General features: G+C 33.4%; 25 protein-coding genes and 6 tRNA genes. 29 read left to right on the top strand and 2 right to left on the bottom strand.

Annotated elements, in window-relative coordinates:
• Positions 1–85: 85 nt before the first annotated feature.
• The 25 genes from G5V56_RS13225 (at position 86) to G5V56_RS13105 (ending at position 22,534) form a co-directional block, all read left to right on the top strand.
• Positions 86–313: a PspC domain-containing protein gene (locus G5V56_RS13225; protein ID WP_166965763.1), complete on the top strand. Its 228-nt coding sequence runs from the start codon at positions 86–88 to the stop codon at positions 311–313.
• Positions 310–1,329, top strand: coding sequence for a potassium channel family protein (locus G5V56_RS13220; protein WP_166965761.1), 1,020 nt, complete (start codon positions 310–312; stop codon positions 1,327–1,329). The genes G5V56_RS13225 and G5V56_RS13220 overlap by 4 nt, the downstream gene beginning before the upstream one ends.
• 152 nt (positions 1,330–1,481) lie before the next feature.
• Positions 1,482–3,143 carry an alanine/glycine:cation symporter family protein gene (locus tag G5V56_RS13215; RefSeq protein ID WP_166965759.1) on the top strand — a complete coding sequence of 554 codons (1,662 nt, stop codon included), beginning with the start codon at positions 1,482–1,484 and terminating at the stop codon, positions 3,141–3,143.
• Between the two features lie 147 nt (positions 3,144–3,290).
• A complete protein-coding gene (locus G5V56_RS13210; protein ID WP_166965757.1) occupies positions 3,291–4,961 on the top strand; it encodes an SLC5/6 family protein in 1,671 nt (556 codons plus the stop codon).
• Positions 4,958–5,101, top strand: a complete 144-nt coding sequence (locus G5V56_RS13205) for a hypothetical protein (RefSeq protein ID WP_166965755.1) — start codon at positions 4,958–4,960, stop codon at positions 5,099–5,101. Before G5V56_RS13210 ends, G5V56_RS13205 begins: the two co-directional genes overlap by 4 nt.
• Before the next feature lie 6 nt (positions 5,102–5,107).
• Positions 5,108–5,986 (top strand): ComEA family DNA-binding protein, encoded by an 879-nt coding sequence (locus G5V56_RS13200; protein ID WP_166965753.1) that lies wholly within the window; start codon positions 5,108–5,110, stop codon positions 5,984–5,986.
• A 14-nt stretch (positions 5,987–6,000) separates the two neighbouring features.
• The gene (locus G5V56_RS13195; RefSeq protein ID WP_166965751.1) at positions 6,001–7,167 is read left to right on the top strand and encodes an acyl-CoA dehydrogenase family protein; all 1,167 of its coding nucleotides are present in this window, start codon (positions 6,001–6,003) and stop codon (positions 7,165–7,167) included.
• 94 nt (positions 7,168–7,261) lie between these two features.
• The gene (rpsU, locus tag G5V56_RS13190; RefSeq protein ID WP_117176144.1) at positions 7,262–7,456 is read left to right on the top strand and encodes a 30S ribosomal protein S21; all 195 of its coding nucleotides are present in this window, start codon (positions 7,262–7,264) and stop codon (positions 7,454–7,456) included.
• A 206-nt stretch (positions 7,457–7,662) separates the two neighbouring features.
• Positions 7,663–8,553 (top strand): tyrosine-type recombinase/integrase, encoded by an 891-nt coding sequence (locus G5V56_RS13185; RefSeq protein WP_166965749.1) that lies wholly within the window; start codon positions 7,663–7,665, stop codon positions 8,551–8,553.
• Between the two features lie 37 nt (positions 8,554–8,590).
• Positions 8,591–8,893: a ribosome hibernation-promoting factor, HPF/YfiA family gene (gene hpf / locus G5V56_RS13180; protein ID WP_166965747.1), complete on the top strand. Its 303-nt coding sequence runs from the start codon at positions 8,591–8,593 to the stop codon at positions 8,891–8,893.
• Positions 8,894–9,006: 113 nt separating this feature from the next.
• Positions 9,007–9,080: transfer RNA gene (locus G5V56_RS13175), tRNA-Thr, on the top strand.
• 35 nt (positions 9,081–9,115) lie between these two features.
• Positions 9,116–9,197: transfer RNA gene (locus G5V56_RS13170), tRNA-Tyr, on the top strand.
• A gap of 28 nt (positions 9,198–9,225) precedes the next feature.
• Positions 9,226–9,298 (top strand) — tRNA-Gly (locus G5V56_RS13165).
• Between the two features lie 10 nt (positions 9,299–9,308).
• Positions 9,309–9,380: transfer RNA gene (locus G5V56_RS13160), tRNA-Thr, on the top strand.
• 62 nt (positions 9,381–9,442) lie between these two features.
• Entirely contained in the window at positions 9,443–10,630 is a 1,188-nt protein-coding gene (tuf, locus tag G5V56_RS13155; RefSeq protein ID WP_166965745.1) for an elongation factor Tu, read from the top strand.
• 62 nt (positions 10,631–10,692) lie between these two features.
• A tRNA-Trp gene (locus G5V56_RS13150) sits at positions 10,693–10,765 on the top strand.
• A gap of 114 nt (positions 10,766–10,879) precedes the next feature.
• The gene (gene secE, locus G5V56_RS13145) at positions 10,880–11,074 is read left to right on the top strand and encodes a preprotein translocase subunit SecE (protein ID WP_166965743.1); all 195 of its coding nucleotides are present in this window, start codon (positions 10,880–10,882) and stop codon (positions 11,072–11,074) included.
• 19 nt (positions 11,075–11,093) lie between these two features.
• Positions 11,094–11,651 carry a transcription termination/antitermination protein NusG gene (nusG, locus tag G5V56_RS13140; protein WP_166965741.1) on the top strand — a complete coding sequence of 186 codons (558 nt, stop codon included), beginning with the start codon at positions 11,094–11,096 and terminating at the stop codon, positions 11,649–11,651.
• A 73-nt stretch (positions 11,652–11,724) separates the two neighbouring features.
• Positions 11,725–12,162: a 50S ribosomal protein L11 gene (rplK, locus tag G5V56_RS13135; RefSeq protein WP_166965739.1), complete on the top strand. Its 438-nt coding sequence runs from the start codon at positions 11,725–11,727 to the stop codon at positions 12,160–12,162.
• Positions 12,163–12,182: 20 nt separating this feature from the next.
• Positions 12,183–12,872 (top strand): 50S ribosomal protein L1, encoded by a 690-nt coding sequence (gene rplA / locus G5V56_RS13130; RefSeq protein WP_166965737.1) that lies wholly within the window; start codon positions 12,183–12,185, stop codon positions 12,870–12,872.
• Between the two features lie 19 nt (positions 12,873–12,891).
• Positions 12,892–13,413, top strand: a complete 522-nt coding sequence (gene rplJ, locus G5V56_RS13125; RefSeq protein ID WP_166965735.1) for a 50S ribosomal protein L10 — start codon at positions 12,892–12,894, stop codon at positions 13,411–13,413.
• Positions 13,414–13,478: 65 nt separating this feature from the next.
• On the top strand, positions 13,479–13,859 hold the full coding sequence (gene rplL, locus G5V56_RS13120) for a 50S ribosomal protein L7/L12 (RefSeq protein ID WP_166965733.1): 381 nt from the start codon (positions 13,479–13,481) through the stop codon (positions 13,857–13,859).
• A 123-nt stretch (positions 13,860–13,982) separates the two neighbouring features.
• Positions 13,983–17,795, top strand: coding sequence for a DNA-directed RNA polymerase subunit beta (rpoB, locus tag G5V56_RS13115; RefSeq protein ID WP_166965731.1), 3,813 nt, complete (start codon positions 13,983–13,985; stop codon positions 17,793–17,795).
• 69 nt (positions 17,796–17,864) lie between these two features.
• Complete coding sequence (rpoC, locus tag G5V56_RS13110) at positions 17,865–22,166, top strand: DNA-directed RNA polymerase subunit beta' (RefSeq protein WP_166965729.1); 4,302 nt, start codon at positions 17,865–17,867, stop codon at positions 22,164–22,166.
• A 50-nt stretch (positions 22,167–22,216) separates the two neighbouring features.
• Positions 22,217–22,534 carry a DUF3467 domain-containing protein gene (locus G5V56_RS13105; protein ID WP_166965727.1) on the top strand — a complete coding sequence of 106 codons (318 nt, stop codon included), beginning with the start codon at positions 22,217–22,219 and terminating at the stop codon, positions 22,532–22,534.
• Positions 22,535–22,601: 67 nt separating this feature from the next.
• On the opposite strand, the gene G5V56_RS13100 is transcribed toward G5V56_RS13105, so the two are convergent.
• Both G5V56_RS13100 and G5V56_RS13095 read right to left on the bottom strand, forming a co-directional pair.
• Entirely contained in the window at positions 22,602–22,835 is a 234-nt protein-coding gene (locus tag G5V56_RS13100; RefSeq protein WP_240911314.1) for a (4Fe-4S)-binding protein, read from the bottom strand.
• 128 nt (positions 22,836–22,963) lie between these two features.
• Positions 22,964–24,550 (bottom strand): peptide chain release factor 3, encoded by a 1,587-nt coding sequence (locus G5V56_RS13095; protein ID WP_166965725.1) that lies wholly within the window; start codon positions 24,548–24,550, stop codon positions 22,964–22,966.
• A gap of 128 nt (positions 24,551–24,678) precedes the next feature.
• On the opposite strand from G5V56_RS13095, the gene idi reads away from it, so the two are divergent.
• The 4 genes from idi (at position 24,679) to G5V56_RS13075 (ending at position 26,101) form a co-directional block, all read left to right on the top strand.
• Positions 24,679–25,218: an isopentenyl-diphosphate Delta-isomerase gene (gene idi, locus G5V56_RS13090; RefSeq protein WP_166965723.1), complete on the top strand. Its 540-nt coding sequence runs from the start codon at positions 24,679–24,681 to the stop codon at positions 25,216–25,218.
• The gene (locus G5V56_RS13085; protein ID WP_166965721.1) at positions 25,202–25,612 is read left to right on the top strand and encodes a 6-pyruvoyl trahydropterin synthase family protein; all 411 of its coding nucleotides are present in this window, start codon (positions 25,202–25,204) and stop codon (positions 25,610–25,612) included. Before idi ends, G5V56_RS13085 begins: the two co-directional genes overlap by 17 nt.
• A gap of 86 nt (positions 25,613–25,698) precedes the next feature.
• Complete coding sequence (locus G5V56_RS13080) at positions 25,699–25,968, top strand: hypothetical protein (protein ID WP_166965720.1); 270 nt, start codon at positions 25,699–25,701, stop codon at positions 25,966–25,968.
• A 59-nt stretch (positions 25,969–26,027) separates the two neighbouring features.
• Positions 26,028–26,101: transfer RNA gene (locus G5V56_RS13075), tRNA-Thr, on the top strand.
• The last annotated feature ends 37 nt before the right edge of the window (positions 26,102–26,138 follow it).

The raw sequence follows: 26,138 nt of genomic DNA, 5'->3' as shown, positions 1-26,138 counted from the left end.
AATAAATCAAATAAATAACGTGTAAGTTTGTGCTAATATTAGTATCGGTGAATTACATCTTATAATTTATACAATAAATTGACATATGAATATTTTTTACAAAGCCTTATTGTATTTTCAAAAGCGGGGATATTATGTGTGTCAGCGCATAGCAGACAGATTAGGTATTAGGGCAAAAGTTGTTCGTATAACATTTATGTATTTAACCTTTGTGACGGTTGGTTTTGGTTTTGCATTGTATTTATTTATTGCATTTTGGATGCATATCAAAGATTTATTGTACACAAAACGATCATCTGTATTTGATTTATGAATCCACTTTTAATCTTTTTCAAAAAAAAAATATATATAGCCATATTTCTATTATTGGTTGTACTAATATTTGGTGTATTAGGATTTAGAGTAATTTCACATTATACATGGATTGACGCTATTTATATGACGGTCATTACCATTACTACAGTTGGTTTTGGAGAGGTAATACCGCTCGATCAAAATGCCAAGATATTTACTATATTTTTAATTTTGATAAGTTTAATTGTTGTTGGTTACGCCTTATCTACCATTACAGAATATATTTTAAGCAAAAATAATATTGAAGAATTAAAACAAAAAAAGATGCAAAAGTTGATTAATAATTTTAAAAATCATGTTATTATTTGTGGCTACGGAAGAAATGGTAAACAAGCAGCAAGAAAGTTAGCAGCTCATAATAGATCCTTTGTGATTATTGAAAAAAACAGAGATGTTATTGATAGACTTGAGATGGATCAGGTTCCTTATGTTATTGGAAATGCTAATGAAGATGAAATTCTTTTAGAAGCTGGAGTAGATAGAGCCTCATGTTTTATTTCTGCTTTACCAAGTGATGCCGATAATTTATTTGTAGTCTTATCAGCAAGACAAATGAATAAAAATATTAATATTATTAGTCGAGCCTCTCAAGAATCTTCGTACGAAAAATTAAAATTTGCGGGAGCAAACAATGTCATCCTACCAGATAAAATAGGAGGAGACCACATGGCATCATTAGTAGTTGTTCCTGGTTTAATGGAGTTCCTTGATAATTTATCTATTGTTGGAAAATCTAATATAAATATTGAAGAAATAGCTGTTGAAAAATTATATAACACCAACGAAGTTAAAACTATTAAAGATTTAGATTTAAGAAGAAAAACTGGCTGTACCGTAATTGGTTACAAAGATGAGAACGGTGAATATATTGTAAATCCTGAGGCAGATCTAAGACTGGTGCCAAATTCTAAAATCATTGTTTTAGGCAGACCAGAACAAATTGAGGATTTAAATTCAGAGTATAATATCGATTAATTAAAATACTCATTTTAACAAGAGATGTTTTAAAAAGCCATTTTTTTTTAGCATCTTGCTACTTTTTAATGCGAATTGTTCAAAAAAAGAAGCAAAAAACGCATTCATTACTGTTAAAAATAATAATCAATAAAAATTTTTAAAAATTAACTATGAAGAAATTTCTTCTTACCATATGCACTGTAATTTTTCCAATATTAACCTTTGCACAAGAAAAAAGTTTAGGCGAATCTATAAATGATGCTTTTGCAAAATACACCAAGCCAATTGTCGATCTAATATTTTATCCAGTTCAAATAGCTGGAAAAGATGTGCCAATTGTAATCATTCTTCTTTTACTAGGAGCTTTTTTCTTTACAGTCTATTTTAAAGGTGTTAATTTTAGATATATAAAAATTTGTATCCGCACAGCAATGGGTAAATATGATCATTTAGATCATCACGTACCTGGAGGTGAGGAAATAGAGGTAGAAGATGGTGAAATAGTAGGAGCTGTAAAAATTGAAGGAGAAGTTCCTGGTGAGGTGACCCATTTTCAGGCTTTAACTGCATCATTGTCTGCAACAGTAGGACTAGGTAACATAGCGGGAGTAGCGGTAGCTATTGCCATTGGAGGTCCAGGAGCTACCATTTGGATGATTTTAGCTGGAATTTTAGGAATGGCCTCAAAATTTGTAGAATGTACCTTGGGTGTAAAATACAGAGAGGTTGATGAACTAGGTAAAACTTATGGAGGTCCTATGTACTATTTAACTACCGGATTGGGTGAATTAGGAATGAAAGGGTTTGGTAAAGTTTTAGCAGTATTTTTTGCTATTATGTGTATAGGTGGATCATTTGGTGGCGGTAATATGTTTCAATCAAACCAAGCTGCTTCACAATTAATAGATTTAGCAGATTTAACAAGTCCTAATGCTGGTTTGTATATAGGAATAATATTAGCATTTATTGTTGGTCTCGTTATTATAGGTGGTATCAGAAGAATTGGAAAAGTAACCGAAAGAGTTGTCCCTTTTATGGCTATTGTTTATGTGCTTGCAGGATTTGTTATTTTAGGTATTAATTATGATATGATTCCGTTTGCCTTAGGTGAAATTTGGGAAGGAGCTATTAAGCCTAATGCTGCTTTTGGTGGTGTTGTTGGTGTTTTGATAGTTGGTTTTCAAAGAGCAGCTTTTTCAAACGAAGCAGGAGTTGGGTCGGCTTCTATAGCACATTCAGCAGTAAAAACAAGATACCCTGCCAGTGAAGGTTTAACAGCATTGTTAGGGCCTTTTGTAGATACAGTTGTTATTTGCTCAATGACCGCTATCGTAATCATTATTACTAACGCTAAACATAAGTTGTTTACTTACGGTAATTTAGATGCGGCCAGTAATGTAATTCTTAATGGGACTAATCAACCAATTGGAGGTGTTGATTTAACATCTGTAGCTTTTGATTCCGCCATTCCTCATTTTTCTGTAGTGCTTGCAGTTGCTGTAGTTCTATTTGCTGTATCTACTATGATTTCATGGTCGTATTATGGCTTACAAGCTTGGAAGTTTTTATTTGGAAAAGGTAAAGTATCTGATACGGTTTACAAACTATTATTTTTGGTCTTTTTAATTGTTGGGGCATCCTCAAGTTTAGAGGCTGTAATTGGTTTTTCTGATGCTATGATTTTTGCTATGGTGTTCCCTAATATTATTGGATTGGTAATCTTATCTCCAAAAGTAAATAAGGAGTTAAAGAAATATCTTAATGCTATAAAAATAGGTAACATGGATGCTACAGTTTCTGAAGAAGACACCACTGTGCAAGAAGTGCAATAAAATTATTGTTATATAAATTAAAATCTCATTTTAAGATTTTTTAGAAATCAATAAAATGGGATTTTTTTTATGATCTGAAATATTTTTTGGTAAACATGTTATTTTTTTAACGATATTCGCTTTTTAATTATACTTATTTAGTGGTATATGTCAAATAAAAATGATGCTTGGGGCTCTCGTATAGGTCTCATTTTAGCAATGGCAGGGAATGCTGTTGGCTTGGGTAACTTTTTACGGTTTCCTGTTCAAGCTGTTCAAAATGGAGGTGGCGCCTTTATAATTCCTTATTTAGTTTGTTTTCTGTTAATGGGAATTCCGTTATTATTTATTGAATGGTCCTCTGGAAGATTTGGAGGAAAATTTGGTAATCATAGTACACCTTATATTTTGGATTCTATGGTGAAAGGTAGGGTTTTAAAATATATTGGTGTTTTTGGTATTTTTACTAATATAGCCGTAGTGGCCTATTATACCTATATTGAATCGTGGACGATGTCTTATGTGTATCATTCTTTAAAAGGAACTTTTATAGGGATGAGCCAAAGTGAGGTAGCAGGTTTTTTTAATTCCTATATAGATATTTCACATAGTACAACGGGGATACCTTATGAAGCCGTTTTATTTTATATTGTTTGTCTAATAATTAATGTGTCTATTTTATCAAAAGGCTTAAAGGGTATAGAGAAAGTAGCTAAAATAGGAATGCCACTTTTAATTTTATTTGGAATACTTTTAGCAATACGAGGCTATACACTTGGAACAAGCGGTGCATCAGACTTGTTTCCAAATGCGAATGCATGGGATGGATTAAACTTTTTATGGACTCCACAATACAGTTCCTTATTGGATTTAAAAGTGTGGATGGCGGCAGCAGGTCAAATATTTTTCACACTATCAGTAGGTATGGGAACCGTCCATTGTTACGCAGCCTATTTAAAAAGTAAAGATGATATCGCCTTAAATGCCATTTCTGCTGGATTTATGAATGAATTTGTAGAAGTTGTTTTAGGTAGTGCCATAGTAATCCCAATAGCCGCTGGATATTTAGGGTTAGATTGGGTTTTAAACAATGCAAGTTTTGGTATGGCATTTCAAACCATGCCGTATTTATTTGAACAATGGGGGCCAGTTTTGGCTGCTGTTGGTGGATTTATGTGGTTTGGTTTGTTGTTTTTTGCTGGCATTACAAGTTCCTTAGCTATGGGTACTCCGTGGATAGGTTTTATGAGAGATGAATTTGGTTGGAATAATAACAAAGGGGCATGGACTTTTGGAGCGCTAGCTTTAGTAATGGGGTTACCAACCGTCTTTTTTTATCAACAGGGTGTATTTGACGAATATGATTATTGGGCTGGTACTGTTAGTTTGGTTGTATTCGCAATGTTGGAAACTATATTGTTTTCATGGATTTTTGGGATGAAAAAAGGATGGAAGGAAATCACCGATGGCGCTGATATTAAGGTGCCTAATATTTATAAATTTATTATTAAATTTGTTACACCGCTAATGCTCATAATTGTGTTTTTAGGAGCTTTGTTCTCGCCACTTAACAATGATTGGTCTGGTAATTTAAAAAGCCTTTTTTCTGGTAATGGCTGGAGTTTATCAAATACATCTATTATCAAAACAATCTCTCAATCTGGGTTAAAAGATCAAATTGCAGCAGCTACAGACCCTCAAATTATTCAAAGTCTAGACGACAGAATGTTTTATATAAACATGGCCAGAGTTTTATTGTTATCATTATTTATATTTATATCTTTATTGGTATATTTAGCGTATAATAAACGAGTTAAAGAAGGGAGGGCAACGTTATGAATACTGAAGCTTTAATAATGTTAATAGGAGCACAAGGAACTGTTATTTCTTTTATGGGATACTTTTTCTATAAGGTTTTAACAACTCCACCTAAATCTGAACCTGATTCTTACACCGAAAATGATGACGTAGAAAGATAAAAAATAGTGGCATTTAATTTTAAAACATCTCATTTCAAGTTTTCTAAAAGTCAACGTTATGGGATTTTTTTATTAATTCTAATAATCATTGCCTTACAAAGTGTCTATTTTTATGTAGATAATTCTCAACCAGAAATTCGAATAAATCAAGAAGAACTCGCTAAATTTCAGAATGAAATGGATTCTTTACGGGCTGATGAGATTGAGAAGCGGGCTCCAAAAATATATCCATTCAACCCAAATTACATCACCGACTATAAAGGCTATACTTTAGGGATGCGTAATGAAGAAATTGATAGATTACTCGCTTTTAGAAATCAAGGAAACTGGATTAATTCCATAAAACAATTTCAAGAAGTCACAAAGGTTTCAGATTCTTTATTACATCAGATTTCTCCTTATTTTAAATTTCCTGAATGGGTTACCAATCCAAAACCAAATAAAAACTCTACCTATAGTGATAAACCAAAAACGTTTGCTGAAAAACAGGATTTAAATACAGCAACAGCTAAACAACTTCAACAAATTAATGGTATTGGAGACTATTATTCTAAAAAGATAATTCAATTTCGAAATAAGTTTATAGGTGGTTTTATTGCCGATGTTCAACTGCAAGATGTAAATGGATTAACACCAGAAGTTATAGCAAATATCACCGAGGAATTTACGGTGAAAACGCCAAGACAAATTCAAAAGATTAATTTAAATACAGCTACTGTAGATCAGCTTGTAACAATTCAGCATATAGATTATAATTTGGCTTACAATATTATTGAAGAGCGACACTTAAGAGAAGGTTACAAATCATTAGACGAATTAACAAAAGTTAAAGGCTTCCCAATAAATAAAATAGAGATAATTAAATTATATTTGTCGCTCATTTAAAAAAAATAGCTAACATGAACAATATGTACTTCACAGAAGAACATAAACTTTTTAGAGAAAGTATTCAAGATTTTTTAAAAAAAGAAGTAGTTCCACACATTGACAAATGGGAAAAAGAAGGTGCAATTGAGAAATTTATTTGGAAGAAATTTGGCGATATGGGTTTTTTGGGAATCTCATATCCCGAAGCGTATGGCGGACTAAATTTAGACCTCTTTTATGCAGTAATATTTTTAGAAGAACTTCAAAAAATTAATTCAGGAGGATTTGCAGCAGCTATTTGGGCACATGTTTATTTAGCAATGACACATCTTAATATAGAAGGGAATGATGATATAAAAAAACGATATTTAGCGCCAAGTATTACAGGTGATAAAATAGGTTGTTTATGTATTACGGAGCCTTTTGGAGGAAGCGATGTAGCAGGCATGCGAAGTACAGCCGTTAAACAAGGTGATTATTACATTCTTAATGGTTCAAAAACGTTTATTACCAATGGGGTTTATAGCGACTATTTAATTGTTACTGCTAAAACTAGTCCGGAGTTGGGTAATAAAGGTATCAGTATCTTTGTTATAGATAGGGATTCTGAAGGTGTTTCTGCTTCTAAATTAAATAAATTGGGATGGAATGCATCTGATACAGGTGAAATTGCTTTTGACAATGTAAAGATTCCAGCGAGTAACTTATTAGGAAGTGAAGACGAAGGGTTTGGATATATAATGCAACACTTTGCATTAGAACGTCTTATTATGGGGGTAAATGCGCATGCTAGAGCTGAGTTTGCACTTGAGTATGTGTTAGAATATATGTCGCAACGAGAAGCCTTTGGCAGAACTATCGATAAATTTCAGGCGCTGAGGCACTCAATTGCAGATTTATATACCGAGATGGAAATGTGTAAAGCATTTAATTACTCGGTGACTTACAGATTGAATAAAGGTGAATATGTAGTTAAAGAGGCAACCATGTCTAAACTAAAATCAACCAAAATGGCTGATGAAGTTATATATCAATGTCTTCAGTTTATGGGAGGATATGGATATATGGAAGACTATCCAATGGCAAGATTATTACGCGATAGCAGATTAGGGCCTATTGGTGGCGGAACATCAGAAATATTAAGAGAAATATTGGCTAAAATTATTATAGATAAAAAGGAATATAAACCTAAGGCATAATTTTTTTGAAAAAATTCAGAATTGTAAATTGTAATTCCAGAAATGTATTTATATTTGCAGCCTGAAATTCTAAAAGAGAGGAGGTTAAGACACTATGTTAATAATACCAATTAAAGAAGGAGAAAATATAGATAGAGCGCTAAAGCGTTTTAAAAGAAAGTTTGACAAGACTGGAACTAAACGTCAGTTACAAGCTCGTAAACAATTTACAAAACCATCTGTAGAACGTAGAGCACAAATTCAGAAAGCTCAATACATTCAAGGATTAAGAGATGCAGAAGATATTTAATCTGTTCTTACATAAAATTAAAATCCCGCTTTAAGCGGGATTTTTTTGTTTAGGGCTTATTAGTTTTAACAAATTGATTCAATAGCTTTATAATTGTAACGTTGTTTTTTACTCTAAATATCCAAACCAAGAAGCATAATATAGTTTGTTAAAAGTTGTTCTATTAACTTTTAACTTTTAACTTTAAGCTTTAAACGAATATTAATATGTCTTTCAAATCTTTTACAGATTATCTATTGTTAGAAAAGAACTATTCAAAGCTAACAGTGAATGCTTATGAAAATGATTTGAAAACCTTCAAAGAGTTTATAAAATCTGAATATGATTCTGATTCCATTAAAAAAGTTAATTATCCACAAATTAGAAACTGGATTGTTTCTTTGGTTGACAAGAATATTTCAAACCGAAGTATTAACAGAAAAATATCAGCATTAAACACCTATTTTAAATTTCTTTTAAAAGTAGAAGATATTAAGCTCAATCCATTAGCAAAACATCGTGCCTTAAAAACAAGCAAAAAAATTCAGATTCCTTTTTCAGAAAAAGAAGTCTCTATGGTTTTAGATGAATTACACTTTGAAGATTCCTTTGAAGGTATTCGCAATAAATTGATTATTGAATTATTTTATTCAACAGGAATACGGCGTATAGAATTGGTTGAGCTAAAATGTAACAGTATTAATTTTGATAATAAAACGTTAAAGGTGTTAGGTAAAAGAAATAAAGAACGCATAGTTCCGTTAATAAAACCTGTGCTTGATACATTAATAAAATATTTAAAAGTAAGAAATGAGTTGGCCTATATTAAAGACGATGAAATGTTATTTTTAACACAAAAAGGAGTTAAAATATATGAAACATTTGTGTACAGAATAATTAATGATTATTTTAGTATAGCATCTTCAAAAGTAAAAAGAAGCCCACATATATTAAGGCATTCTTTCGCAACACATTTACTCAATCAAGGTGCAGATTTAAATGCTGTTAAAGAACTTTTAGGACATTCAAGTTTAGCTGCAACACAAGTTTATACACATAATAGTATTGCAGAATTAAAAAAGGTGCATTTAAATGCACATCCAAGGAGTAAAAAATAGCAAAACATGTTTATTGTCTAACCAAAAAATAAAAAGTATGAAAGTTAACATGCAATCAGTAAATTTCACAGCCGATCACAAGTTGATTGATTTTGTTCAAAAACGCATGGATAAGTTGGATTTATTTTATGATAAAGTCATCCAATCAGATGTTTATCTAAAAGTTGAAAACACTAGTGACAAAGAAAATAAAATTTTTGAAGCAAGAGTAAGTGTACCAGGAGATAGTTTTGTTGTAAAGAAACAATGTAAGACCTTTGAAGAAGGTGCAGATATGGCGATTTCATCACTTGAGAGACAGTTAAAAAAGCGAAAAGAAAAATTAAGAGCATATTTGTAATAAAATTTATTAAAAAATGTTTTGATTAAAAAAATAAATCTATACATTTGCAGTCCGTTAGAAATAGCGGACTTTTTTATGCTGAATTTTTGGCGTAAAAAAAGGCAAAAAAAGCCGATGTAGCTCAGCTGGCTAGAGCAGCTGATTTGTAATCAGCAGGTCGTGGGTTCGAGTCCCTCTATCGGCTCAAGTTCTTTAAATAGAGTGAATAGTTTTTTTAATGGGGAGATACTCAAGCGGCCAACGAGGACAGACTGTAAATCTGTTGGTTTCACCTTCGCAGGTTCGAATCCTGCTCTCCCCACTACTAAACAAAGGATTTAAAAATAATTGCGGGAGTAGCTCAGTTGGTAGAGCGTCAGCCTTCCAAGCTGAATGTCGCCGGTTCGAACCCGGTCTCCCGCTCTTTTTTAAGGCCGGTGTAGCTCAGGGGTAGAGCGTTTCCTTGGTAAGGAAGAGGTCACGGGTTCAATTCCCGTCATTGGCTCTATCAAAGTTAAAACGTACACACTAATATTATATAATAACTAAGATTAAATAAATTTAAACATGGCAAAGGCAAATTTTGATCGTTCAAAACCACACTTAAATATAGGTACAATTGGACACGTAGATCACGGTAAAACAACTTTAACTGCTGCTATTACTACCGTATTAGCTAATGCAGGATTGTCTGAAATGAGAAGTTTCGATTCAATCGATAACGCTCCTGAAGAAAAAGAAAGAGGTATTACAATTAACACATCTCACGTTGAGTATTCAACTGCAAATCGTCACTATGCACACGTTGACTGTCCAGGTCACGCGGATTACGTAAAGAACATGGTAACGGGTGCTGCTCAAATGGATGGAGCAATTTTAGTAGTTGCTGCAACTGATGGTCCTATGCCGCAAACTCGTGAGCACATCTTATTAGGTCGTCAAGTAGGAATTCCTCGTATAGTTGTATTCATGAATAAAGTGGATATGGTTGATGATGAAGAGTTATTAGAGCTTGTTGAAATGGAAATTAGAGATTTATTATCATTCTATGAATATGATGGAGATAATGGTCCTGTTATTGCGGGGTCTGCTTTAGGTGCTCTTAATGGTGAACAAAAATGGGTAGATACAGTAATGGAGCTTATGGATGCTGTGGATAGCTGGATTGAATTACCAGAGCGTGATATTGATAAACCGTTCTTAATGCCTATTGAAGATGTATTCTCAATTACAGGTCGTGGAACTGTTGCAACTGGTCGTATTGAAACTGGTATTGCTAAAACAGGAGATCCTGTTGAAATTATTGGTATGGGCGCTGGTAAATTAACATCTACTATTACTGGTATTGAAATGTTCCGTCAAATTCTTGATAGAGGTGAAGCTGGAGATAATGCAGGTATTTTATTAAGAGGTATTGAGAAAACTCAAATCTCAAGAGGTATGGTAATTTGTAAACCAGGTTCTGTAACTCCACACGCTAAATTTAAAGCTGAGGTTTATATCTTGAAAAAAGAAGAAGGTGGTCGTCACACACCATTCCACAATAACTACCGTCCACAGTTCTATGTTCGTACAACTGATGTAACTGGAAATATTGCACTTCCTGATGGAGTTGAAATGGTTATGCCTGGAGATAACTTAACTATTACTGTTGAGTTAATTCAACCAATTGCAATGAATATAGGTCTACGTTTCGCAATTCGTGAAGGTGGTAGAACTGTAGGTGCAGGTCAGGTAACTGAGATTTTAGACTAATACAGTATATTAAATAATAAGTTAAGGTATTCCGTTTTTATGGGATGCCTTGACTTATATTTACGGGTTTAGCTCAGTTGGTAGAGCACTGGTCTCCAAAACCAGGTGTCGGGAGTTCGAGTCTCTCAACCCGTGCTTGTAAAAATAAATAACTTTTGAAATATAAATAATTGTTTCAAAGGACAAAATACGAGATGAAAGTTTTATTCATAAATAAAATTGAATTCTAAATCTAATAAAGATAATATAATGGCTGGAATTGTAAATTATATAAAGGAATCATTTGGAGAGCTTAAAAACAATGTAAGTTGGACACCATGGGCAGAGGCTCAAAGTTTAACTGTTTTAGTAGCGGTTTTTTCTATTGTGTTTTCTTTGGCAATTTGGGGCGTTGATACCGTATTCGGAAAAGTGATAGGGTTTTACTTTCAATTGATTAACTAATAAGTAAAAGAAAAATTCTATGTCTGAAGTAGTGAGTGGAAAAAAATGGTATGTAGTTAGAGCGGTAAGTGGTCAAGAAAATAAAATTAAGACTTATATCGAGAATGAAATTGCTCGTCTAGGTCTTCAGGACTTTGTTGATCAAGTGTTAGTTCCTACTGAACGAGTTGTTCAAATAAGAAATGGAAAAAAAATACATAAAGAAAAAGTTTTTTTTCCTGGATATATAATGATTCAAGCCAATTTAACTGGAGAAGTTCCTCATATTATTAGATCTGTAACTAATGTTATTGGTTTTTTAGGAGAAACAAAAGGTGGTGATCCAGTTCCGTTAAGACAATCAGAAGTGAATAGAATGTTAGGTAAGGTTGATGAATTATCTGTTGATGCAGATGTAAATGTCGCAATACCGTTTACTAAAGGCGAAACAGTTAAAGTTATTGATGGTCCTTTTAATGGATTTGACGGAACTATTGAAAAGATAAATGAAGAAAAGCGTAAACTTGAAGTGATGGTTAAAATTTTTGGAAGAAAAACACCATTAGAGTTAAGTTATATGCAAGTTGAAAAAGTATAATAATTGTTACACTATAAAGAACGATGCGGTTTTTGCTTCCAAATAAAAAGCGTGTCAAACTAAATTATTAAAAATGGCAAAAGAATTAGGTAAAGTAGTTAAGTTACAAGTTCGGGGAGGTGCTGCGAATCCATCGCCACCGGTTGGACCCGCTTTAGGTGCTGCTGGAGTTAACATTATGGAGTTCTGTAAGCAATTTAATGCGAGAACTCAAGATAAGCCTGGTAAAGTTTTACCAGTTGTTATCTCTGTTTACAAAGACAAATCATTTGATTTTGTAATCAAGACTCCTCCAGCTGCAGTACAATTATTAGAAGCGGCCAAACTTAAAAAAGGTTCAGGTGAACCAAACCGAAAAAAAGTAGCTAAAGTATCTTGGGATCAGATTAAAACTATTGCAGAAGACAAAATGGTAGATTTAAACGCATTTACTATTGAATCGGCTATGAAAATGGTTGCTGGTACAGCAAGATCAATGGGTATAACCGTAACAGGGCAATTCCCTAATTAATCTATTAAAGACATTAGAAAATGGCAAGATTAACAAAAAAGCAAAAAGAGGCTTTAGCGAAAATAGAAAAAGGGAGAGTTTACTCTCTTGATGAAGCATCAGCATTAGTAAAAGAAATTACTAATACTAAATTTGATGCTTCTGTAGATATAGCTGTGCGTTTAGGAGTTGATCCACGTAAAGCTAACCAGATGGTAAGGGGTGTAGTATCACTTCCTCACGGTACTGGTAAAGATATGAAAGTATTAGCATTGGTTACTCCAGATAAAGAAGCAGAAGCTAAAGAAGCTGGAGCAGATTATGTAGGTTTAGACGAATATCTTGAGAAAATCAAGAATGGTTGGACAGACGTAGACGTAATTATTACGATGCCAAGTGTGATGGGTAAATTAGGTCCTTTAGGACGTGTATTAGGTCCTCGTGGTTTAATGCCAAACCCAAAAACAGGCACAGTAACCATGGATGTTGCTAAAGCTGTAACAGAAGTTAAAGCTGGTAAAATTGACTTTAAAGTTGATAAAACTGGTATTGTACACGCTGCTATAGGAAAAGCATCATTTAGTGCTGATAAAATTGCAGGTAATGCACATGAATTAATTCAAACATTAATAAAACTTAAACCAACAACTGCAAAAGGTACTTATGTAAAAAGTATTTTCCTTTCAAGTACTATGAGTCCTAGTGTTGCTGTTGATCCTAAAGTTGGTTAATTAGTTAAATACTTTTATTATGACAAGAGAAGAAAAATCACAAGTAATTGAGGCGTTAACTGCAGAATTAACTAACAATGCAAATATTTATTTAACAGATATTTCAGGATTAAATGCAGGAACAACCTCAAATTTACGTCGCGCTTGTTTTAAAGCAAACGTAAAGTTAGCAGTAGTTAAAAACACATTACTTGAAAAAGCAATGGAAGCTTCAGATAGAGATTTCGGAGATCTTTCAACTGTTTTAAAAGGAAATACGTCAGTGATGTATTCTGAAACAGGAAATGTGCCAGCTAAATTAATAAAGACATTCCGTAAAAAATCAGACAAGCCTTTATTAAAAGGAGCGTTTATTGAGGAATCAGTTTATATTGGAGATAACTTATTAGACATGTTAGTTGATATCAAGTCTAAAGAAGAGTTATTAGGAGAGATTGTTACATTATTACAATCGCCTGCTAAGAATGTTATTTCTGCACTTCAATCAAGTGGAGGAAAGTTAGCTGGAATTATAAAAACACTATCTGAAAAAGAAGGATAGTATTAAATAGTACGCACTTTATTACAATTATATTAAAATTTAAAATTTATTAAAAACGATAGAAAATGGCAGATTTAAAAGATTTCGCAGAACAATTAGTTAACTTAACAGTAAAAGAAGTAAACGAGTTAGCTACTATATTAAAAGATGAGTATGGTATCGAGCCTGCTGCTGCTGCAGTTGCAGTTGCTGCTGGACCTGCTGCTGGTGGTGGAGATGACGCTGCTGAAGCTCAAACTGAATTTGATGTAATATTAAAAGCAGCTGGAGCATCTAAATTAGCAGTTGTTAAATTAGTAAAAGAATTAACTGGACTAGGCTTAAAAGAAGCTAAAGGTTTAGTTGATGAGGCACCAAGCCCAATTAAAGAAGGAGTTTCAAAAGACGAAGCTGAAGCATTAAAAGCATCTTTAGAAGAAGCAGGAGCAGAGGTTGAGCTTAAATAAGCTTAACACTTCAATAATACAAAGGTTTAGGTCTGAAGATTAACTTCAAGACCTAAACCATTTTGCGTATATAATCATTAGATACGCTATAAATATTTTTTTTAATCATAATTCCGTCCATTGATGTTATCAACACAAGCTGAAAGATTAAATTTCTCGTCTATTGTAAATAGAACAGAATACCCAGATTTTCTGGATATTCAGATTAAATCCTTCCAGGATTTTTTCCAATTAGAAACAAAATCTGAAGAAAGAGGAAATGAAGGTCTGTATAATACCTTTATGGAAAACTTCCCGATTACAGATTCACGTAATCAATTTGTTTTAGAATTTTTAGATTATTTTGTAGATCCACCGCGATATGCTATTGATGAGTGTATTGAAAGAGGTCTAACATATAGCGTTCCGCTAAAGGCAAGATTAAAATTATACTGTACAGATCCAGAACACGAGGATTTTGAAACTATTGTACAAGATGTTTATTTAGGTACAATTCCTTACATGACTCCTAGTGGAACCTTTGTAATTAATGGTGCAGAGCGTGTTGTTGTATCGCAATTACACCGTTCACCAGGTGTGTTTTTTGGACAATCTTTCCATGCTAACGGAACCAAATTATATTCTGCAAGAGTTATCCCTTTCAAAGGATCTTGGATAGAATTTGCTACTGATATCAATCAGGTAATGTATGCCTATATTGATAGAAAGAAGAAATTACCAGTTACTACATTGTTTAGAGCCATAGGTTTTGAACGTGATAAAGATATTTTAGAGATTTTTGATCTTGCTGAAGAAGTTAAAGTATCAAAATCTGGATTAAAGAAGGTCTTAGGACGTAAGCTTGCTGCACGTGTTCTAAATACTTGGCATGAAGATTTTGTTGATGAAGATACAGGAGAAGTTGTATCTATTGAGCGTAACGAAATAGTATTAGATCGTGATACTGTTCTTGATAAAGACAATATAGAAGAAATTATTGAAGCAGAAGTTCAAACAATTCTTCTACATAAAGAAAGTGCACAACAAGGTGATTATGCTATTATTCATAATACCCTACAAAAAGATCCAACAAACTCTGAAAAAGAGGCTGTTGAACATATATATAGACAATTACGTAATGCTGAGCCGCCAGATGAGGAAACAGCTCGTGGCATTATTGATAAATTGTTCTTTAGTGACCAACGTTATTCTTTAGGTGAAGTTGGACGTTATAGAATGAATAAAAAATTAGGTCTTGATATTGGTATGGATAAGCAAGTGCTTACCAAAGAAGATATCATAACTATCATTAAATATTTAATTGAGCTTATTAATTCTAAAGCTGAGATTGATGATATTGACCACTTATCAAACCGTCGTGTGCGTACTGTAGGTGAACAATTATCATCACAATTTGGAGTTGGTCTTGCTCGAATGGCACGTACTATTCGTGAGCGTATGAACGTTCGTGATAACGAAGTGTTTACGCCTATAGATTTAATTAATGCAAAGACATTATCGTCTGTAATTAATTCATTCTTTGGTACTAACCAGTTATCTCAGTTTATGGATCAAACAAATCCATTAGCTGAAATTACACACAAGCGTCGTTTATCGGCATTAGGACCTGGAGGTTTATCTCGTGAAAGAGCTGGATTTGAGGTTCGTGATGTTCACTATACACATTACGGTCGTTTATGTCCAATTGAAACTCCTGAGGGACCAAATATTGGTTTGATTTCTTCATTGTCTGTATTCGCAAAAGTGAACTCAATGGGATTCATTGAAACACCATATCGTCCTGTTGAAAATGGTGTGGTTGATATTAAAAATCCGCCAGTTTATTTAAGTGCTGAAGAAGAAGAAGGCAAACTGATTGCTCAAGCAACCGTAAAAGTTGATGCCGATGGAAAAATATTGCATGATAAGGTTATTGCCCGTATGGAGGGTGATTTCCCTGTAATGGATCCAATTGGTCTTAACTATACAGATGTTGCACCAAATCAGATATCATCAATATCAGCATCGTTAATTCCATTCTTGGAGCATGATGATGCTAACCGTGCATTGATGGGATCGAACATGATGCGTCAAGCAGTACCATTATTGTTGCCACAAGCACCAATTGTAGGGACTGGTCTTGAGCGTCAAGTCGCTTCAGACTCTCGTGTATTAATCAATGCAGAAGGAGAAGGCGTTGTACAATATGTAGATGCTACAGAAATTGTTATTAAGTACGATCGTACTGAAGATGAAGCTAAAGTAAGTTTTGATAGTGATATTAAAACATATCCTCTTGTAAAATTCAGAAAAACAAACCAAGGTACAAGTATTAACCTTAAACCAATTGTTGTTAAAGGTGATAAAGTAACTAAAGGTCAAGTGTTGTGTGAAGGTTATGCGACTCAAAAAGGAGAATTAGCTTTAGGTAGAAATATGAAAGTTGCATTCATGCCTTGGAAAGGATATAACTTTGAGGATGCGATTGTAATTTCTGAAAAAGTTGTTCGTGAGGATATTTTTACATCTATTCATATTGATGAGTATTCTTTAGAAGTTAGAGATACCAAACTTGGTAACGAAGAATTAACCAATGATATTCCAAACGTTTCAGAAGAGGCTACTAAAGATTTGGATGAAAATGGAATGATTCGTGTTGGAGCAGAGGTTAAACCTGGCGATATTCTAATAGGTAAGATTACACCTAAAGGAGAAAGTGATCCTACTCCTGAGGAAAAATTATTACGTGCTATTTTCGGTGACAAAGCTGGCGATGTTAAAGATGCTTCTTTAAAAGCATCACCTTCATTAAATGGTGTTGTTATCGAAAAGAAACTATTTGCTCGAGCAGTAAAAGATAAACGTAAAAGAGCTCAAGATAAAGACGATATTGCTCAACTTGAAGCTGTTTATGATGCTAAATTTGAGGATTTAAAGACTGTTTTAATCGAAAAATTATTCAATATCGTAAACGGTAAAACAGCTCAAGGTATTTTTAATGATTTAGGTGAAGAAGTATTGCCAAAAGGTAAAAAATTCACACTTAAAATGTTAAATGCCGTTGATGATTATGCGCATTTAGTGTCTGGTAAATGGACAACCGATGACCATACAAATCAATTAGTGGCTGATTTAATTCATAATTACAAAATCAAAGAAAATGACTTGCAAGGGTCTTTAAGACGTGAGAAGTTTACCATTTCTGTAGGTGATGAGTTACCAGCAGGTATCATTAAGCTAGCTAAAGTTTATATCGCTAAAAAGCGTAAACTTAAAGTAGGTGATAAAATGGCAGGTCGTCACGGTAATAAAGGTATTGTGGCACGTATTGTTCGTCAAGAAGATATGCCTTTCCTAGAAGATGGAACGCCTGTTGATATCGTATTGAATCCACTTGGTGTACCGTCTCGTATGAATATTGGTCAGATTTATGAAACAGTTCTTGGTTGGGCTGGTCAAAAATTAGGGCGCACATTTGCAACACCTATTTTCGATGGAGCAACTTTAGATCAAATAAACGAATTGACAGATGAAGCTGGTGTTCCAAGATTTGGACACACGTATCTGTATGATGGAGGTACCGGTGACCGTTTTGATCAACCAGCAACGGTTGGTGTTATTTATATGTTGAAATTAGGACATATGGTTGACGATAAAATGCACGCGCGTTCTATAGGACCATACTCTTTAATTACGCAACAACCATTAGGTGGTAAAGCACAATTTGGAGGTCAGCGTTTTGGAGAGATGGAAGTTTGGGCATTAGAAGCATATGGAGCATCTAGTACTCTAAGAGAAATCTTAACTGTAAAATCTGATGATGTAATTGGTAGAGCTAAGACTTACGAAGCAATCGTAAAAGGTGAGCCAATGCCAGATCCAGGACTACCAGAATCTTTCAATGTACTTATGCATGAATTGAAAGGTCTTGGATTAGACATAAGATTAGAGGAATAATATACTGCACATCACTTTAAAAAAGTGATGTGCTAAAAGTTTACAAATAATTCGATATCACCATATATTATGGCAAGAAAACAAGATAAGAATACAGTACAGAGGTTTAACAAAATCTCAATTGGTTTAGCATCACCTGAGTCTATTTTAGCAGAGTCAAGAGGTGAGGTGTTAAAACCAGAAACTATCAATTATCGAACTCACAAACCAGAACGAGATGGTTTGTTCTGTGAGCGTATTTTTGGTCCTGTAAAAGACTACGAATGTGCTTGTGGAAAATATAAGCGTATTCGTTACAAAGGTATTGTATGTGACCGTTGTGGCGTTGAAGTAACAGAGAAAAAAGTACGTCGTGACCGTGTTGGTCATATCAACTTGGTTGTTCCTGTTGCTCACATTTGGTATTTCCGTTCTTTACCAAATAAAATAGGGTATTTATTAGGTTTACCATCTAAGAAATTAGATATGATAATTTACTACGAACGCTATGTAGTAATTCAACCAGGTAATGCTAAAAATATAGATGGAGAGCCATTACAACAAATGGACTTTTTAACAGAAGAAGAATACTTAACTATTCTTGAATCACTTCCACAAGACAATCAATATCTAGAAGATACAGATCCAAACAAGTTTCTTGCTAAAATGGGTGCTGAATGTTTAATTGAGTTATTATCTAGAATTGATTTAGAGGCGTTGTCTTATGAATTAAGACATAAAGCCAATACAGAAACATCTAAACAACGTAAAACAGAAGCGTTAAAACGTTTACAAGTTGTTGAGTCACTTCGTGAGTCCAATGGAAATAGAGAAAATCGTCCGGAATGGATGATTATGAAAGTGATTCCAATTATTCCGCCAGAATTACGTCCGTTAGTTCCGTTAGATGGTGGTCGTTTTGCAACATCAGATTTAAATGATTTATACCGTCGTGTTATTATTCGTAATAACCGTCTTAAAAGATTAGTTGAAATTAAAGCTCCTGAGGTAATTTTACGTAATGAAAAACGTATGCTTCAAGAGTCTGTTGATTCGTTATTTGATAACACACGTAAATCGTCTGCTGTTAAAACAGATTCAAACAGACCACTTAAGTCATTATCTGATTCCTTAAAAGGAAAACAAGGTCGTTTCCGTCAAAACTTACTAGGTAAACGTGTTGATTATTCAGCTCGTTCGGTAATTGTTGTTGGACCAGAATTAAAATTATTTGAATGTGGATTGCCAAAAAATATGGCAGCTGAGCTTTACAAGCCTTTTGTAATTAGAAAATTAATTGAAAGAGGTATTGTAAAAACAGTAAAATCTGCTAAGAAAATTATAGATAAAAGAGAGCCAGTTGTTTGGGATATCTTGGAAAATGTTCTTAAAGGACATCCAGTATTGCTAAACCGTGCTCCTACATTACACAGATTGGGTATTCAAGCATTTCAACCAAAATTAATTGAGGGAAAAGCGATTCAATTACACCCATTAGTTTGTACTGCGTTTAACGCGGATTTTGATGGTGACCAAATGGCAGTTCATTTACCATTAGGACCAGAGGCTATTTTAGAATGTCAACTATTAATGTTGGCATCTCACAATATCTTAAATCCAGCAAATGGATCTCCAGTAACAGTACCTTCTCAAGATATGGTACTTGGTTTATATTATATGACCAAGTTACGTAAATCGACACCAGAAGCTCCTGTTAAAGGTGAAGGCTTAACATTCTACGGACCGGAGGAAGTTGAAATTGCTTTCAATGAAAAACGAGTAGATTTAAATGCGTCTATTAAAGTTAGAACTATAGATATTAATGCTGATGGTAAATTAGCACCAACAATTATAGATACTACCGTTGGTCGTGTGTTATTTAACCAACATGTGCCACAAGCAGCAGGATATATTAATGAAGTACTAACCAAAAAGTCTTTAAGAGATATTATTGGTAGTATTCTTAAGTATACGTCTGTTCCTGAAACGGCTGAATTCTTAGATGCTATTAGAACATTAGGATTTAAGTTTGCATTCCAAGGTGGATTATCATTTAGTTTAGGTGATATTATTATTCCACCAGAAAAGCCAGATATGATTGCTGCAGCAAACAAACAAGTAGATGGAATTACAGGTAACTATAACATGGGACTTATAACAAACAATGAGCGTTATAATCAAGTTATTGATATTTGGACATCGACAAATGCAGCGTTAACAGAGTTGTCTATGAAACGTATACGTGAAGACCAACAAGGGTTTAACTCTGTGTTTATGATGCTTGACTCTGGAGCTCGTGGATCTAAAGAACAGATTCGTCAGTTAACAGGAATGCGTGGCTTGATGGCTAAACCTAAAAAATCAAATGCAGGTGGTGGAGAGATTATTGAAAATCCAATTCTTTCTAACTTTAAAGAAGGACTTTCAATTTTAGAATATTTTATATCAACACACGGTGCTCGTAAAGGACTTGCAGATACGGCTCTTAAAACTGCCGATGCAGGGTATTTAACACGTCGTTTAGTTGATGTTTCTCAAGATGTTATTGTTAATTCAGAAGACTGTGGAACGCTAAGAGGTGTTGAAGTAGAAGCTTTAAAGAAAAACGATGAAATTGTAGAAACACTTGAAGAAAGAATTGTAGGACGTGTAGCATTAAATGATGTTTATAATCCTATTACAGAGGAATTATTAGTGGCTTCTGGACAATTAATTGAAGACGATATAGCAAAAGCTATTGGAGAGTCTTCAGTAGAAAGTGTCGAGGTACGATCAGCATTAACATGTGAAGCAACAAAAGGTATTTGTGCTAAATGTTATGGTCGTAATTTAGCAACTGGTAAAATGGTTCAACGTGGAGAAGCTGTAGGTGTTGTTGCCGCGCAATCTATTGGAGAACCTGGTACTCAGTTAACACTTCGTACATTCCACGTTGGTGGTATTGCAGGAAACATTTCAGAAGAAAATAAATTAACTACTAAATTTAGTGGTATTGCTGAAATTGAAGATCTTAAAACTGTAAAAAGTGAAGATAGTGAAGGTAATTTAGTAGATATAGTTATATCGCGTACATCTGAATTAAAACTTACTGATAAGAAAACAGGAATTACGTTAAGTAATAATAACATTCCTTACGGTTCAACACTGTATGTTAAAAATGGAGATGAATTAAGTAAAGGTGATGTTGTTTGTTCCTGGGATCCATATAATGGTGTTATTATTTCAGAATTTGCTGGAAAAATTGCCTATGAAAATCTTGAACAAGGTATTACTTATCAAGTTGAAATTGATGAGCAAACAGGTTTCCAAGAAAAAGTAATTTCAGAATCTAGAAATAAACGTTTAATACCGACACTTCATGTTGAAGATGGAAAAGGAAACGTATTACGTTCATACAACTTACCTGTAGGAGCCCACTTAATGATTGATGATGGTGAGAAAATTAAAGTAGGTAAAGTGTTAGTTAAAATTCCACGTAAATCAGCTAAATCTGGTGATATTACAGGAGGTTTACCACGTGTAACAGAATTATTTGAAGCACGTAATCCTTCTAATCCAGCAGTTGTAAGTGAAATTGATGGGGTAGTTTCTTTTGGAAAAATCAAAAGAGGTAACCGAGAAATTGTTGTAGAATCTAAGTTAGGAGAAGTTAAAAAATACTTAGTTAAATTATCTAGTCAGATTCTTGTTCAAGAAAACGACTATGTTAAAGCGGGTATGCCTCTTTCAGATGGTTCTATTACGCCTAATGATATTTTAAATATTAAAGGGCCGTCAGCAGTTCAACAATATTTAGTGAATGAAGTTCAAGAAGTTTATCGTTTACAAGGTGTGAAAATTAATGATAAGCATTTTGAAGTGGTTGTAAGACAAATGATGCGAAAAGTGCGTATTATTGATTCGGGTGATACTATCTTCTTAGAAGATCAATTAGCTCATAAAGATGATTTTATTATAGAAAATGATGAAATCTTTGGAATGAAAGTGATTGAAGATGCAGGTGATTCTACGAATCTTAAAGCAGGTCAAATCATTTCACCTCGTCAACTAAGAGATGAAAATTCAATCTTAAGAAGAGAAGATAAAAATCTTGTAGTCGCTAGAGATGCACAACCAGCAACAGCAACACCAATATTACAAGGTATTACTAGAGCATCACTTCAAACAAAATCATTTATTTCAGCAGCCTCTTTCCAAGAAACAACTAAGGTTCTTAATGAAGCAGCAGTTGCAGGAAAAGTTGATGATTTAGAAGGACTAAAAGAAAATGTAATTGTAGGGCATAGAATTCCAGCAGGAACAGGTATGCGAAAATATGATAACATTATTGTAGGTTCTAAAGAAGAGTTTGATGAGATGATGCAAGCTAGAAAAGAAGTAAATTATAATTAAAAAATTGATTCCCGCGCAAGTGGGAATCTTTTTTTATAAAGCATTTTATTATGGCAGACGAAAAGAAAGAACCGAAACCAGGACAAATTAATATTGAATTGGATGAAAGTATAGCAGAAGGAATTTATTCTAATTTAGCTATTATTAATCATTCTGTTTCAGAGTTTGTTGTAGACTTTGTTAGTATTATGCCAGGCATACCAAAAAGTAAAGTAAAGTCTAGAATTATATTAACTCCTCAACATGCAAAGCGTTTACTTAAAGCGTTAGGCGAGAATGTTGCTAGATTTGAAAAATCACACGGAGAGATTAAAGATTACGAACAACCTCCGATACCTTTAAATTTTGGACCAACAGGTCAAGCATAAAATAAAATAAGCCCTTTGAAATATTTCAAAGGGCTTATTTATTTAAAAACACTTTTAAAAAAAACACTTAGCTAGCTTTTTTATTTTCGTTTTTGTGATATTTTAATGCCCCAGACGGACATTTTTTAATCTGATTTATAATCGAGTTAGTTTCTGCATTATCCAAATTTATCCAAGGTATAATAGATGTTCTAAAAACGTTAGACAATTGTTTGGCGCATTTTTCGGCATGAATACAAACGCTTGGTTCATAAGTTACCGTAATTTCATCATTACTGAATTCATTAGTATACATATCCATAGGTGTTCAAATTAGGGGTCTCTAATTATTGATATCTTAAAATAAATCTATTAAAATACTAAATACATATTTTTGACATGTAAATATTAAGAATAGTTGAATATTATAAAAATATTTTCGTTTATGCGTTAGAATTCAGAGGTAAAATGGAATTTAATACTAGGATATTTTTGTTGAGTCATCTGCAATGAAAACGAGGAATCTGCCAAAAACACTAATTGGTTTTGTTTGTCTTTAGCCAAAAAGCGTTGTTTAACTCTAATAAATTCTTTATACTCATCGCTCTTTGAGTTTTTAGGGTCTACCCAACAAGCTTTGTAAACGTTCAAATTTTCATAAGTACATTTTGCGCCATACTCGTGTTCAAGTCTATATTGAATCACTTCATATTGTAAAGCTCCAACGGTTCCAATTACTTTTCTACCGTTTAATTCTAATGTAAATAACTGGGCAACTCCTTCATCCATTAATTGATCAATGCCTTTAAAAAGTTGTTTAGATTTTAAAGGGTCGGCATTATTAATATACCTAAAATGTTCTGGAGAGAAACTAGGAACACCTTTATAATTTAAGACTTCTCCTTCTGTTAGTGTGTCACCTATTTTAAAAGTCCCAGTATCTTGCAACCCAACAATATCACCAGGATATGATATATCCACAATTTCTTTCTTTTCGGCAAAAAATGCATTCGGACTAGAAAATTTTACTTTTTTATTATGTCTTACATGTAAATAGGGTGCATTACGCTTAAATTCACCCGATACAATTTTAACAAATGCTAAACGGTTTCTGTGATTAGGATCCATATTGGCATGTATTTTAAATACAAAACCGGTAAATTTATCTTCGTCAGGTTGTACTAAGCGTTCTTCACTTTGTTTGGGTCTTGGTTTGGGAGCAATCTCAATAAAACAATCTAACAGCTCTCTAACACCAAAATTATTTAATGCAGACCCAAAGAACACAGGTTGTTGATGGCCGTTTAAATATTCTTCTTTATCAAAATTTGGATAAATACCTTCCACGAGTTCTATTTCTTCTCTTAAGGTATTAGCCGCTTTGTTACCAACCAAGGTGTCTAATTCAGGAGATGATAAATCCGAAATTTCTATGGTTTCTTCAATATCTTTTCTGCTATCACCACTAAAAAGGTTAACATTTTTCTCCCAGATATTATAAATACCTTTAAAATCATATCCCATGCCAATTGGGAAACTTAAAGGTGTAACTTTTAGTCCTAATTTTTGTTCAACTTCATCCAGTAAATCAAATGCATCTTTACCCTCTCGATCCATTTTATTAATAAACACAATCATAGGAATGTTTCGCATACGGCAAACTTCAACCAATTTTTCGGTCTGTTCCTCAACCCCTTTTGCAACATCAATAACTACAATAACGCTATCTACGGCAGTAAGGGTTCTAAAGGTATCTTCAGCAAAATCTTTATGTCCAGGGGTATCAAGAATATTAATTTTAATACCGTCATATTCAAAAGCCAAAACAGACGTAGCTACTGAAATGCCTCTTTGGCGTTCAATTTCCATGAAGTCACTTGTAGCCCCTTTTTTGATCTTGTTACTTTTTACAGCACCAGCTTCTTGAATGGCACCACCAAAGAGCAGTAACTTTTCGGTTAATGTGGTTTTTCCGGCATCTGGATGTGATATAATTCCAAAAGTTCGTCGTCTATTTATTTCTTTAATAAAACTCATAATATTTATTGCAAATGGGTTGCAAAGATACTATTATTAGTATCAATAAGAATAATTGATAACCATGCTTTTTAAATTTATCATAAGATTGCTGATTTTAACATTTTACTTGGTATTTTTGTCTCGTTATGAAAGAAGAAAACGTCATTTTAGTTAACGAAAGCGATGAGCAAATTGGACTGATGCCCAAAATGGAAGCTCATGAAAAGGCGCTTTTGCATCGAGCATTTTCAGTATTTATTTTTAACGACAAAAATCAATTAATGCTCCAGCAACGCGCTCTAGATAAATACCATTCACCTGGATTATGGACCAACACTTGTTGTAGCCACCAACGCGAAGGCGAAAGTAATATTCAGGCAGGAATGCGTCGGTTGCAAGAAGAAATGGGATTTGTTGTAGACTTACAAGAATCTATTTCGTTTATTTATAAGGCACCGTTTGATAATGGTTTAACAGAACATGAATACGACCATATTGTAATAGGAAAATATAATGGAACACCAGAAATAAATCCTGATGAAGTTGCCGATTGGAAATGGATGTCGTTAGAAGATGTAAAGATTGATATGGTTAAAAACCCACAGTTATATACCGAATGGTTTAAAATTATTTTTGAGAAGTTCTACCAACATATAAATATTCTAGACAATGAGAGTAACAGTTAGCAGAAGGGCCCATTTTAATGCAGCCCATAGATTGTATAGAAAAGACTGGAGTTTTGAAAAGAATGATGCTGTTTTTGGTTTGTGTAATAATCCCAGTTTTCATGGTCATAATTATGAATTAATAGCCAGTGTTACTGGTGAAATTGATCCAGAAACAGGATATGTTATTGATGTAAAAATTTTAAAGGATATTATAAAGACAGAAGTAGAAGATGCCCTCGATCATAAAAACTTAAACATTGATGTGCCTGAATTTAAAGATCTTAATCCCACAGCAGAAAACATTGTAGTTGTTATTTACGATAAGATTAAAGCAAAATTAGATCCTAAATTTGATTTAGAAGTCGTACTTTATGAGACACCAAGAAACTTCGTAACTTATTCTGGGCAATAATTAATTTTAAGCATTCAAATTCCTGATAAAATTAATACACTATTGCAAGTTAATGCGTAATTTTGCACGAAATAAAATTATTAAATATGGCAAATGTTCGAGACCTAAAAAAAGACATTAATTATGTTTTAGGCGATATTATAGAAGCAGTTTATGTTTGGGAATACTCAAACACCGATAAAGACACCAAAAAAAGTGAAGCAATTATAGATGAAGCTATTGAAACATTTGATGGGTTAATAGCTAAGATAAATGATAAAACTGCTGAAAACAAAAAAGCACACTTTAAAGCGATTAGTTCTGAACTTGAAGATAAGGGAAGAGCGCTTATTGAAAAAATTAATAAATTAGGATAAATTTTTTAACGGACTAGTTGCAAATTTAATTTTTGCGATTATATTTGCATCCGTTAAACGCCGATGTAGCTCAGCTGGCTAGAGCAGCTGATTTGTAATCAGCAGGTCGTGGGTTCGAGTCCCTCTATCGGCTCTTTAAAAAGTTCAGTATTTTACTGAACTTTTTTATT

Source organism: Yeosuana marina, assembly GCF_011762485.1.
In the GTDB taxonomy this organism is placed as follows: domain Bacteria; phylum Bacteroidota; class Bacteroidia; order Flavobacteriales; family Flavobacteriaceae; genus Yeosuana; species Yeosuana marina.
The sequence above is the reverse complement of the archived record's forward strand: the minus strand, read 5'-3'. Positions and strand labels throughout refer to the sequence as shown.